The 12,509-nt window shown below is 58.2% G+C and carries 12 protein-coding genes; 11 read left to right on the forward strand and 1 reads right to left on the reverse strand.

What is annotated here, in order from left to right; genetic code table 11:
- From ISP19_RS00255 to ISP19_RS00270, 4 genes are all read left to right on the forward strand, one after another.
- The coding region (locus tag ISP19_RS00255) for a hemagglutinin repeat-containing protein (RefSeq protein ID WP_204678276.1) at positions 1-2,120 on the forward strand (2,120 nt) is incomplete at its 5' end.
- A gap of 5 nt (positions 2,121-2,125) precedes the next feature.
- Positions 2,126-2,701: a hypothetical protein gene (locus ISP19_RS00260; protein WP_204678278.1), complete on the forward strand. Its 576-nt coding sequence runs from the start codon at positions 2,126-2,128 to the stop codon at positions 2,699-2,701.
- A gap of 1,185 nt (positions 2,702-3,886) precedes the next feature.
- Positions 3,887-4,504, forward strand: a complete 618-nt coding sequence (locus ISP19_RS00265; protein ID WP_204678280.1) for a hypothetical protein — start codon at positions 3,887-3,889, stop codon at positions 4,502-4,504.
- Positions 4,505-4,648: 144 nt separating this feature from the next.
- Positions 4,649-5,116 carry a hypothetical protein gene (locus ISP19_RS00270; RefSeq protein WP_204678282.1) on the forward strand — a complete coding sequence of 156 codons (468 nt, stop codon included), beginning with the start codon at positions 4,649-4,651 and terminating at the stop codon, positions 5,114-5,116.
- A 482-nt stretch (positions 5,117-5,598) separates the two neighbouring features.
- On the opposite strand, the gene ISP19_RS00275 is transcribed toward ISP19_RS00270, so the two are convergent.
- Entirely contained in the window at positions 5,599-6,570 is a 972-nt protein-coding gene (locus ISP19_RS00275; RefSeq protein ID WP_204678283.1) for a mitochondrial fission ELM1 family protein, read from the reverse strand.
- Between the two features lie 160 nt (positions 6,571-6,730).
- Here ISP19_RS00275 and ISP19_RS00280 point away from each other — a divergent pair, with 160 nt between their 5' ends.
- The 7 genes from ISP19_RS00280 (at position 6,731) to ISP19_RS00310 (ending at position 12,445) form a co-directional block, all read left to right on the forward strand.
- Positions 6,731-7,324, forward strand: a complete 594-nt coding sequence (locus ISP19_RS00280) for a malonic semialdehyde reductase (RefSeq protein ID WP_204678285.1) — start codon at positions 6,731-6,733, stop codon at positions 7,322-7,324.
- A 65-nt stretch (positions 7,325-7,389) separates the two neighbouring features.
- Complete coding sequence (locus tag ISP19_RS00285) at positions 7,390-8,109, forward strand: MgtC/SapB family protein (RefSeq protein WP_204678287.1); 720 nt, start codon at positions 7,390-7,392, stop codon at positions 8,107-8,109.
- 16 nt (positions 8,110-8,125) lie between these two features.
- Positions 8,126-8,719, forward strand: a complete 594-nt coding sequence (locus tag ISP19_RS00290) for a YceI family protein (protein WP_204678289.1) — start codon at positions 8,126-8,128, stop codon at positions 8,717-8,719.
- A 203-nt stretch (positions 8,720-8,922) separates the two neighbouring features.
- The gene (locus tag ISP19_RS00295; RefSeq protein ID WP_204678291.1) at positions 8,923-9,129 is read left to right on the forward strand and encodes a zinc-finger domain-containing protein; all 207 of its coding nucleotides are present in this window, start codon (positions 8,923-8,925) and stop codon (positions 9,127-9,129) included.
- Between the two features lie 86 nt (positions 9,130-9,215).
- The gene (locus tag ISP19_RS00300; RefSeq protein WP_204678293.1) at positions 9,216-10,340 is read left to right on the forward strand and encodes a glycosyltransferase; all 1,125 of its coding nucleotides are present in this window, start codon (positions 9,216-9,218) and stop codon (positions 10,338-10,340) included.
- 85 nt (positions 10,341-10,425) lie between these two features.
- Positions 10,426-11,694, forward strand: coding sequence for an O-antigen ligase family protein (locus tag ISP19_RS00305; protein ID WP_204678295.1), 1,269 nt, complete (start codon positions 10,426-10,428; stop codon positions 11,692-11,694).
- Entirely contained in the window at positions 11,684-12,445 is a 762-nt protein-coding gene (locus ISP19_RS00310; RefSeq protein ID WP_204678298.1) for a glycosyltransferase family 2 protein, read from the forward strand. Before ISP19_RS00305 ends, ISP19_RS00310 begins: the two co-directional genes overlap by 11 nt.
- Positions 12,446-12,509: the final 64 nt, after the last annotated feature.

Consider the following 12,509-nt stretch of genomic DNA (forward strand, 5'->3'; position numbering starts at 1 on the left):
TCACGGTGGGCGGCAGTGCGCAACTGGTGGCCGGTAACGACCTCATCAGCCAGGGTGCACAGCTCGGCGCGGGCGACCAGCTTGCATTGTCAGCCGGTCACGACATCACCCTCAACGCCGTCACCGACCGGCGCACGCAAACCACACAAGGCTACCAAGGCAAGACGCTGGTCAGCACCGGGCAATACGATGAAACGCTGCGCGGCACGAGCATTGATGCGTTCAACGGCGTGGCGATCACTGCAGGTAACAACCTCACTAGTGTGGCCGGTACCATCACCAGCGCCAACGGTGACGCCGTACTGATGGCCGGCCACGACATCAATCTCAATGCCGGCTATGAAAGCCATGCCTGGCAGCAAGACGGGACTCGCAAGACATCCGGTTTTCTGAGCACGGCCAAAACCGTGACCCACGACGCCAGCCAGAACAGCATCGCCGCGGGCAGCCTGCTGAGTGGCAACAATGTCAGCGTGATGGCAGGTAATGACATTACGACTACGGCAGCTTCTCTTGCGGCCACCGACGATGTAACGCTGGCAGCTCAAGGCAATATTGTCCTTCTCGCCGGACAACAGCTAACTCAAAGCGAGGAAAACAAACACCAAAGTGGTGGTTTAAGTGGCTCCAAGTGGAGCGATGTGAAAGCGCTCCAAGTCACCAATATCGGCACGAGTGTTCAAGCCGGTGGTGATGTCACCATCGTCAATGATGGTGCACAGGTGTATCAGGCGGCCAACATACAAAGCGGCGGCGACACGACTCTCGTCAGCGGTGGCGGCATCGCCTTCCTGACCGCTACGGACATTGATGAGCAAAGCCGTACATCGGGCAAACACAACATCGCCTGGCAAGCTAGTGACAACAGCGGTCACATCGATACAGCGGAAAAGCAGAGCAACTTCACGACCGGCGGCGATTTGAATGTCGCGACCACAGGTAACGTACTGGTTCAGTACGGACAGCAAAACGGTGAGACTCAAGATCAAGCGATCGCGCGTATGACCGAAGCGTCCCCCGGGATGAATTGGATGAGTACGCTACAAAATGATCCCTATGTCACATGGAACGCCGTCGGCGAACAACATGATGCATGGCACGAGCATCATGAAGGCATGACTCCCGCCTTGGGAGCTATCGTGACGGCAGTCGCTGCGTATTTCACAGCGGGTGCGGCGAGTGCACTTATTGGAAGTGCTGCGGGTGCTGCTGCAGGTTCCGGTACTGCTTTCGCGGCAGCAGGCGCCAGCGCAACGACAGGAGCAGCTGTCTCCGCGGGGTGGGCCAATGCGACTTTGGCCGGCGTGGCCGCAGGTTCTGTTGGCGGAGCAGCGGGAGCCGTAGCGCAAGGCAATGACTGGCGTACACCCGCTCTCTACGGCGGTATCACCGGTGGCCTGACGGGCTACCTGACAGCGGGCACCTACTACAACAATCCGGCCAACGGCGCCAAACAGTTGGGTGGCTATATCGTCAATGGAGAAGTCGAAAACATCGGTGAATTTGCCTTGACTTACGCTACCACCAACGCGATGGGGCAGGTGGAAGCGAAGCTGGCAAACAAGCTGGGGATGAATGGCGATCAGCTTAATTGGTTGCTGATGGCGGGGTCGATAGTGGGGAATGTTGCAACTGGCACAAGATACGAGTCACCTTCAACTAAAAGCACCAAAGATTTTGATCAGACTAGCTACACAGGTGTTCGTGGATACCTCAACCGAGGCCCGGCAGGACTACCATTCGACACTATTGACCTTTTGCTTGGATTTCAGGGCCTTCCTGACGCATCAACTGCATCGGTTCTCTACAACAGAGATTCAATCGGCATCAATCAGCCTGTAGCACAGAATCTTACTTGTCATAGCCTTGGCACTGTAACGTGCTCGTATCTCGGTCGGAATGGCCTAGTCAATGGCGACATTTACCTAGCTTCGGTGCCATTTACGGTGGTGGCGCCGCCCAATGCCAACATATTGCTTGGGAATGGCGATGCAGTGAACGGCTTTTCTGGAGGTGCACTGTTTAATTGGAATGCTACTGTGGTCCCCATTCAGTTCCTAAAAGGGCATCCTTTCGAGAATTATAAGAAATACGTTGATGAAATGGGGGCGAAGAAATGAGCTTCGTGAATCGTATCGGCACGTTGTGTCTCGCCGTATTGTCGCTGCCTGGCTGTGTCTCTTTGGCGGACTATCAAGTGGCAATGGCCAATGATGGGTCGTTTGCTGCTTACGATAGGCAATTTATTGTCGATCCAATGAGCTATCCAGTATTTGCGCTTGCTGGCAATGGGCCTATAAAAAACCCCGACTTTAAGGAGGGTGGCTCCCAATGGAAGGGTGACGAAAGCCCAGACATTTTGCCAACCGATAGGTGGGAAATTACTAGGGTCGTTAATGGAAATTATTTGGCTTACTCATTTGAATACGACGAGCGATTTTGCAGGCGTCAATTGTTAATGGACAGAAAGTGGCTTGCAAAAACTTGCAATAAAAACCATGAAATGAACACCCATGTAAATGAATATGCCTACCTTTACATAAGGAGAGATGGGGTGGTGTATGGATGGCAATATATAAACAATAACAAGAGGATGCCATTTGAAAAAACTTGGTTCAACGTGATGAATAAAGGGGATTGGTCAGGCCAGCCATGGTTCAAATGCGTAGAGCGTTGCGACAAGCTTGTGAATATGAAGTAATGCATGATTTTCTACGCCAATGTGTATTCACGATGCTATGTAAGAAATCTTGTCTGGCGTACGCCAATGAGCGTCAATTACATCGCCGTTTCGTCGGCCCGATATCGGGGAAAAATGCGCAAATCGTGGCAGCGGACGACGTCGCGACGGCCGCGGTTCGTCAGTGAAAATTCAATTCTTAGCAGGGCATCTATTTGAAAGCTACAAGAAGTAGTTTGAACAAAAAGGTGGTCGAAAAGTGATCAGTGGCGCGAATATGGTTGGAATTAATTCCTTCACATTACTCCTTTGTGGCTGCGCATCAATGGCCGACTATCAGGTGGCTACGGCAAGTGACGAGTCATTTGCAGCTTAAGATAAGAGGTTTTCGGTTGATTCGAAGAATTATCTGATTTTCGCCCTGGCGGAGGATAGGCCTAAGAAGAATCCTTGGGGACAGATACGTGATTGGCCCGAGAGCGAGACAACGGATATTTTACCGAGCGATAGATGGGAGGTCACAAGAGTTGTGGATGGTAAATATTTGGATTTTTCATCGGAGTACAACAATAGATTTTGCAGGCGACAATTTTTTATGAATCGTCCCAAATTGATGAATGCATGTAAGGTTGGCGTGATGAATGCTCATGTTGATCAATACGTTTATTTATATATTACGCGTGCGGGCTATGCATATTCGTGGCAATACGTTTTTAATAATAAAAAAATACCTTTCGAAAAAACTTTGTTTAAGGTGGTTAATAAAGGTGATTGGTCAGGCCCGCCTTGGTTCAAATGCATACAGCGTTGCGACAAGCTTCCGAGCATGCAGTAACGCATAGCTTCCTGCGCGGAGTGTATTTGCGATGTTTCGGAAGAAGATCTTTCCTTTGGTCGCTTACTCATCAGCAGCTGTGTCATCGTCACGGCCTACATGATGTCAACAGGCAGGTCGCGAAAATCTTCGCGACTGAGGATGTGATCGTGGCTGCCGGCAACAATTTCAAAATTGGCGTCGTTCTCGGTATGAGCAGTGCGACCGAACGACAAAATCCGGCAATGTGCGCTTGAACGTCTTTAACTGGACGGATGGCTCCAACAAAGAAATTCCGCACTGTACCTAAACCGACATCATCCCGCAGGGCGGCCTGAATGATGGTGTTTCACTAAGGAGGAAATATGAAGTGAATACTGGTATCGCTGGCAATGGCGGCTACGGCTGGATGCGCCTACCCAGCCAAAACAATAGTTGGTAAAAATGATGCGCAGGGTGCTGTGCAGGTGGCGCCATCCATCGTCGAGTTGCCCCCTCGTGTGGGAAGTTTCCAGGCGCCAAACCAGATCAGGGAATTCGATCGAGATTTTGTGCTGGCGTCCAGTTCTCAGAATGGCGGTCGGTTTCTATTCGAATACGTGAGCGCTAATGAAACCGTTGATAACTGGAAAACGATGATTTCCGTTGTTTACGCTAAGGGGCAGAGTCCTAGCCCTCTGCAATGGGGAAAGACTTTTTCCATGAGCGCAGCGAGAGATACGCCTCACTATAGCGTGTGGGCAACCAAGGATAACGGCTACGCCAAGGTGATATACGAGCCAAATGGCCAGTTCCCTGGCTACGAAGTTGACGCTTTCCGCACGTATCACCTTTCAGCCTGTAAGGGGCTTGTAGCCCTTCAATACGCAATTCGGCCCGATATGGCGGATGCGAATGACAATGACCCAAAAGCAAAGCATGAGGTTCTTTTAAAGCTTGCTGCTCAGTCTAAGGAGTTGGCCGATCGAATCAGGGATTCGGCTTGGGTCCCCGATTGTTCGAGAAAGTAGTAGGTGGATTCGTAAGCTTTCCATGCACGTGGCCGTGGCAAAAGCTGAACTTCGTGGAATGGTTGCCCCATTCAGGATGCTCTTTCAGGCTCAGTCCGGCACTTCAGTCAGCTTCTTTATAAACGCTTGATAGGGATTTTTAATATGCAAAGGACAGTGGTCCATCTCGTTGCCTTGTTGGCACTCACGCTTAGCTCGTCGTCGTGCACCAATGTGCGCCAAACCTCGGCTGATCAGGCGTCGAAGCGCATGGCGCTGGCGGCAAAAGCATTTCCAGGGCATCAGGAGTACCTGTATATCGACGTACCCGCTGCGGACAACGGTGTGAGCAACCTGATGATGCGAGCCGTCATCGGCGAAGCGGCGTGGATGGAGCAGCTGACAGATGCCATGGCCAGCGGAGCGAATGCACCCATCTACCTAGTGGTGGGCGGGCGCGATAACGGCGTTGCATATTCGGCCGTCAAGAAGGCCCTCAATACGTTCAAGGGACAACAACTGCCTCAATTGCATCTGGCACTGATCGGTGACGCTGGTCAGGCTGAGCAATTGCGGGGCGCAGTCGAGGCGCTTGGCTCGGAATATTGCGTACTCTCGTTGACGCCTGGATGACTGCGGGCAGACGAGCGATGCGTTGAGTCATGCCGGTGCGACTGGGATTGTTTATTGAGCTTCTTATGGTGCCCAGAGTCGCTGCCCAGTCTTGTCGATGGGTCGGGAGTATCGCCATCGCATTGGCTGCTGGTCGTGCTTCGATCGACGCTACGTCATGTTCGTCGGCCTGGGTTCCGTCGAAGCGGCGAACTGGAGATTGTGGCGAGATAAAAAAAGGCCCCCTTGCGGGGGCCGGTGCTACATGCGTGGAGTAGGCCAACCAGAGGAGTAGGCTGATTGCCCGCCGGGACTGGAGGAGTACCGGCCCGCATAGAATGAGCTAATCCAGATGTCGCCCGTAAGCAGCGGATGCCGCTAATTAGCGTGGGTGAAGGCCTACATTTTGCGGCGACGCTTAGGTCAGGTGAATGGCAACGCCGGATGGTGGTCAGCAGGCCAGCCTTATCTACGATGCGGACTGCGTACCGAGCACTTGTGGTTCACCCAGCAAGAATGCGCCTGCGCAGCACCTCGGCAATCGCCGCCGTCTCGCGCAACGGTGTCTGCTGCGCAAGCGGCTCACTGTCCAGATCATGCAGCAACCCCGCTTCGCGCAGACTTTGATGAAAGCGCGCCAGCTTGGGCGGCAATGGCGCGGTCACCAAGGTTTGCACGGCGCAACCCACGGCACAGGCTTCACTGAGCATGTTGACCGAATCGGGCGTGACCACCAGACGGTCGGCCCAGCCCATCACGCCGGGGTACGGATTGTTGCCGTCATCGGGCCCGGACCAGACGATGCCGGGGATGTTGCGCAAGGCTTCGCGCATCACGTCGATCACACCTGGGGGCGTGCGGCGTGAGCCCAGCACCATCACGCTGCCGCCTTCGCTGCGTTGGCGGGCGAGCAGCCGCGATACCAGCTGTTGTGCGTAATCGATGTCGATGCGGATACCGGTACGTGGTCCGCCGATCAGCACCCCGACGCGTGGACCGGGCAGGTCGCCCAGGGTGGAACAGGCATCGCGGCCGTCTTCGAGCCAGCTGTCGTCGATGGGGTTGAGTGATCCCAGCGGGCGCAGCACGTTGCTGCCGTTGAGCTGGTCGTGGCTTGGTGCGATGACGGTGTCCCAGTGTGCGGGATCGATGCGTGGATCGAGAATCTGTACCGTATGGCAATGGTGCTCGGTCAGGTCGCGCAGCATGCGGGTGAACAGGGCGGCGCTGCGGCCGCAGCCGATGGCGACGTCGGGCCAGGGTGGGGCGAAGGCGTTGCGTTGCGGGCGGGGCAGGGCGAGGCGTCCGCCCAGCGTCAGGCGCGGGGATAGCCATGACCAGGGCGCACGTGGCTCCCATACCAGGTGGCGTACCGGCATCCGTAGTCGTTCGGCCAGGGCCAGCGCCTGGCGCTGGTTGCCGGCGGCGAGGTCGGTGATGGCCCAGCATTCGCCTGGTGGCGCCGTATGGCTCATACAGGCCCGGCCTGGTTGACCGGCGGCAGCAGGGTGGAGGCGATTGTCGTCGGATTGTGCACAGTTCGTTCCGCCTTGTTTACTGCTGTCCGGTCTGGCTTGCCCTTACACTCTGTACCCGTTGCGCCGGCGAAGGCGCGTTGTCATGCAGAGGATACCGATGAGCGAGAAGCTTGCCGAGGCAGCACTGGATCAGTTGTTTCGTAGCGCCCGTACCTTTAACGCATTCCTGCCCAAGCCGGTGAGCGATGAGCAGTTGCATGCGTTGTACGATCTTGCGAAGTTCGGCCCGACCAGCGCCAATTCGTCGCCGATGCGCGTGGTGTTCGTGAAGTCGGCGGAGGGCAAGGAGAAGCTCAAGCCATTCCTCTCCGAGGGCAATCGCGCAAAGACGATGGCCGCGCCGGTCACCGCCATCATCGCCACCGATCATGAGTTCCACGAAAAGCTGCCGCAGCTGTTTCCGCATGCCGATGCGCGCAGCTGGTTCGTGGGCAACCAGGACCTGATCGACCGCACCGCCTTCCGCAACGCGACCTTGCAGGGCGCCTACGTGATCATGGCGGCGCGTGCGCTGGGCCTGGATTGCGGTCCGATGTCGGGTTTCGACAATGCGGGCGTGGACAAGGTGTTTTTCGCCGGTACGTCGATCCAGTCGAACTTCCTGATCAATATCGGCTACGGCGACAGCAGCCGTGATTTGTTCCCGCGCAGCCCGCGTCTGTCGTTCGACGAGGCATGCCGCCTGGAGTGAACGCGGCATGTTGCGGGGCCACCTAAGATAGGGGCTCCGCAGCGCGCTACTCGGGCTATCCAACGATGATCGAGCCACTAGAAGTTTTCCTGCGTCTGGCCCTGGCCGCGGTGCTGGGGGCGGTGATCGGTCTTAACCGCAGTCGCAATGAATGGACGGCGGGCATGCGCACTCACATGCTGGTCAGCGTAGGCGCGGCCCTGGCCATCATTGTTTCGGCGTTTGGCTTTCACGATGTGCTCGGGCAACCGAATGTGTCGCTTGATCCATCGCGTATTGCGGCCCAGGTGGTCAGTGGCATCGGTTTCCTGGGCGCCGGCACGATCATGTTCATGCAGCGCGAACAGATCATCCGTGGCCTGACCACCGCGGCCGGTCTGTGGGCCACGGCATCCATCGGTCTGGCGGCGGGTAGTGGTTTGTTTGCGGCAGCGGTGATCGCTACCGGCGTGTGCTGGCTGATCCTGGCACTGCTCAAGCCGCTGGAGCGCAGGCTGATGGCATGGGGCCAGCACGGTGTTCCGCGCTTGCGCCTGCATCTGAGCGATGCGACCGCGCTGGGTTCGGTGGAGGCGATCGTGTCACGCCGCCATCTGCCGCTGAAGAAAATAGTCCTGCGTCGTCTGGAAGATGGTGACGATCAGGTCGATCTGGTGTTTGGACCGGCGATACGCAACGACCAGCTGATGACATTGGCTGATGAGTTGCGTGGGCTGGAAGGTTTGCAATCTGTGTCATTTGAATCGGCGTCGCGAACGCCTTCTTCACCACCCCCTACTGATTGAAGCAGGAGATTCTTCAATGCGTACTCTTCGTTATGTGATGTTGGCCGGGCTGCTTGGTGCAGCGATGTCGGCGCAAGCCGCTCCGGTGACCTACAAGCTCGACCCCAATCACACCATGGTGTTGTTCAGCTGGAGCCACTTCGGCTTTTCCAATCCGGTGGCCGATATCGGTATTGCCGATGGCACGGTGGTGTTCGATCAGCAGAACCCGTCCAAGTCCTCGGTGGACGTGACCATGCCGCTGAGCAACCTGGACACCCACGTGCCGGCGCTGGACAAGCACCTGAAGGAGCCTGACTTCTTCGATGCCGACAAGTACCCGACCATCACCTTCAAGAGCACCAGCGTGCAGTCGCTGGGCGGCAAGCATTACAAGGTGACCGGCGACCTGACCGTGCACGGCGTGACCAAGCCGGTGGTGCTGAACGCCACCCTCAATGGCGTCGGCACGCATCCGATGACCGGCCAGCAGTCGATCGGCTTCAATGCCACCGGCACGCTGAAGCGTTCGGATTTCGGCCTGGGCGCTTATGTGCCGAAGGTGAGCGACGAGATCCAGCTGACCATCACCACCGAAGGCTCGGTGCCGAAGGCTGACGGCGCGAAGTAAGCGTTCTACGCCCTCTCCCCGCAGGGGAGAGGGCGGGGTGAGGGGCGATCTCGCGAAGGTGGTTGTCTGCAGCGGTTGTGCTGCGATGACGCGGCGAGATTGTCCGCTCATCCCGATCTCCTTCCCGGCGAGGAGCAGGGGCAAATGCCAAGGCGGCCCTGCTAACATTGTCAGCCCCAATGTCTCACCCGGAGCGACATCCCATGTCGGTTTCCCCTACCGCGGCCAAGCCCATCCTGGCGAATGCCGAAAATCGTTACGAAGTGACGCGTTCGGACCTACCGCTATCGTGTCCGATGCCGGGCATGGCCCTGTGGAACTCCCATCCGAAGGTGTATCTGCCGATCGTTCAGGACGGCGGCGAGTCCGTATGTCCTTACTGCGGTGCACATTACGTCCTGCGTGACTGATCGCGGGGCGGCATTCGGGCGCATGAGGCGTCACGCGGCACGATTAGTGCTTGTTTTCTTGGATGAAAGTTGCGAATGAGGGAACCATGTCCGTTGCCGCCACGCCGGCCAGGGCGCTGACTATCGTCCAGCTGATCCCTGCGCTGCGCGCAGGTGGGGCGGAGCGCTCGGTACTGGAGACGGGACAGGCGTTGGTCAAGGCCGGCCATCGTTCCATCGTCATTTCTGCCGGCGGCCGCATGACCGCCCAGCTGGAAGCCGAAGGCAGCCAGCACATCACCCTGGATATCGGCCGCAAGTCGCTGCTTACCCTGGGCAAGCTGGGCCGGCTGCGAAGTCTGTTGCGAGAGTTGAAGCCGGACGTCGTCCACGTCCGCTCGCGATTGCCGGCCTGGATGGGCTGGTGGGCGCTCAAGGGCCTGTCGCCCCGGCCGCATTTCATCACTACCGTGCACGGGCTCAATTCGCCGGGCCGCTATAGCGCCATCATGCTGCGCGGCGAGCGCATCGTGGTCGTTTCGCAGACCGGGCGCGATTACCTGCTGAGCCATTACCAGAAGCTGGATACCACGCGCATTCGCATCATTCCGCGCGGCATCGATCCGGAAGCCTTCCCGTACGGCCATCGCCCGGACGAAGCCTGGCAGAAGGCGTTCTTCAACGATTTCCCGCAACTCGCTGGCGCGCCGCTGCTCACCTTGCCGGGGCGCGGCACTCGGCTGAAGGGCCATCACGATGCCATTGAGCTGGTGGCCGAGCTCAAGCAGCGCGGCATCGAAACCCGGCTGTTGCTGCTGGGCGTGATCGAGCCTGGCCGCGAAGCCTATGTGCGCGAGCTGCAGGACCTCATCAAGGCGCGTGGCATCGCCGAGCAAGTGGCGCTGACACCGCAGCGTTCGGATGTGCGCGACATCTATGCGATGTCCGCCCTGGTATTGCAGCTGTCGAACAAGCCCGAAGCGTTTGGCCGTACCGTGGTAGAAGCGTTGTCGCTGTGCCGCCCGGTGCTCGGCTATGCCCATGGTGGCGTGGGCGAGCTGCTGGCCGAACTCTATCCCGCCGGCCGTGTGCCTCCCGGCGACCGTGAGCGCCTGGTCGAACGTGCCGCCGAACTGCTGCGCGTCGCCCCGCCGATTGCCCCGCTGCAACGCTATCGCCTGATCGATATGCAGCGCGCTGCGCTGGCGCTTTATGAGGAAGTGGCTGCCTGAGTCCGGTCTGCGATCCCCGCTGCGATCGTAGACAGGCTCCAAAGTGGCTCGCCTACAATGCAGGGATCGCTATTCCGGATCCGGCATGAGCCCTTTCGTTCCAGCGCTGAAGAACCTGCTGCGCTCACCACTGTTGCCGCTATGGCTGGTGGTGGCGCTGCTGCCGTTTGGGCGTAGCGCCGAGCTAGGCACCTTTCTGTGCACGATTGGGTTGCTGCTTGCCTGGCGGCGCGATCCTGCCGTGTTGCGTGGAAACGCCGGGGCTCGATGGCTGTGTCTGCTGCTGGCCTGCTATATCGGCGCTGCACTGCTTTCGGCATTTGGCGCTGTCATGCCAGGCAAGAGCTGGTCGACGGTGTTGGCGCTGCTGCGCTATGTCCCGCTGGGCTGGTATGCCTGCTACACCATGCGTGGTTTGCCGCGCTTGCACGGTTTCTATGTGGCTGTGGCAGCCGTTATGGCGTTCTGGGTGCTGGATGCGTGGATGCAGATGCTTACCGGCTGGAGCTTGCGCGGACACGCCGAACCGGAACGTATTTCCGGCCTTTTTGGCGCTGACGATCCCAAGCTGGGGCCAAGCTTGGCCGTGCTTTCACCATTTGCGCTGTGGGTGGCGCGTGAGCGTTGGCAAAGGCGTGGATTGATCGTCGCGTTTTTGTTGTTGCTGGGGCCGGTGATGCTTAGCGGCTCACGTTCGGCATGGATCTGTTTCGGGTTGGTTGCGTTGATATTCCTGTGGCGCGAAGCCAGGTCGCCGTTTCGTTTTATCGCGGCCTGCGCCGTAACCGGCATGATCCTGCTGGCAGCCGGTGGTGTCGCCTGGAAAACCTCGACCCGTTTCGAAGTGCGCATGCAGCGCACGCTCGCGGTCTTTGGCGGCAGCGAGCAGGATCTCAACGAAGCGACGACTGGCAGGCTGGATATCTGGCATAACAGTCTGGCGATGATCGCGGCGCATCCCATCACGGGGGTTGGTGTGCGCGATTTCCGTTATGCCTATCCACACTTTGCGCCGGCGAATGATCATTTCATGGTGGCGGAAAACTGCGGTGATGGCGTGGGCGCCTGCCATGCGCATCAGCTCGTGCTGGAAATCCTTACCGAGACGGGCGGCGTTGGTTTGCTGTTGTGGCTGGTGGGTGTCGGCATCGCATGGCGGGCATGGCGGCGCGCCGGCCAGATCGGCCGGGCCGCGGCTTTTCCGGTGACGGTGTCGCTGGTGGCCATGCTGTTTCCGATCAATACGCATATGGCCTTCTATTCGGCTTGGTGGGGGCTGTTGTTCGCCTGGTTGCTGGGCCTGTGGTGCGCGGCGCTTTATGCTCCGTCCGAGGAACCGCGTCATGGCTCGTGAGCCGCTCTCGGTAGTAGTGATTACCTACAACAACGCTGACACGCTCGATGCCTGTCTGCGTGAAGTGGATTGGGTCGATGAAATCGTCGTGCTCGATTCCGGTTCGACCGACAGCACGGTGTCGATCGCACGCATGCATGGCGCCAAGGTGGACGTGCATCCGTTCGACGATTACGGTCCGCAAAAGCAGCGTGCGTACGACATGGCGCGCAACGATTGGGTCCTGAACCTCGACGCCGACGAGATCCTCTCGCCCGGCACGCGCGCCATCATCGAGCGCGCGCTGGAAGATCCCCGGCATGCTGGTTTTCGCTTGCCGCGCCGTGAGCGCATGTTCTGGACCGTGCAGCACCGCTGGAGTCATCGCAACGGGCATTTGCGTCTGTTTAATCGCCGGCGCGGCGGCATGAACGATGTGGAAGTGCATGCGGCGGTGGAGGTGCGCGGCCCGGTGAAAACATTGTGGAGCGCCGACTTCGTCAACAAGGGCGATGGCGACATTGCCACGCGTGTGGAGAAGATCAATCGCTACAGCAGCGGCATGGTTGCGCACAAGCTGCGTCGTGGCCAGCGCTTTACCGGCTTGCGCATGGTGATCTACCCGCCGCTATTCTTCTTGCGGCAGTTCCTGCTGAAGCGTTACTTCCTCAGCGGCTGGGCTGGGTTTATTGCCAGCGTGCTGGGTTCGTTCTACGTGTTTCTCAAATATGCCAAGCTGCATGAGGCGCGCAGGGCCAAGCGAAACACATAGATAGCTACGTGGGTTGGGTAGGTTGGGTTAGCGCAGCGTAACCCAAAGATGTTTGTCGCTCCGG

The organism is Dyella flava (assembly GCF_016904955.1).
Taxonomy (GTDB): domain Bacteria; phylum Pseudomonadota; class Gammaproteobacteria; order Xanthomonadales; family Rhodanobacteraceae; genus Dyella_B; species Dyella_B flava.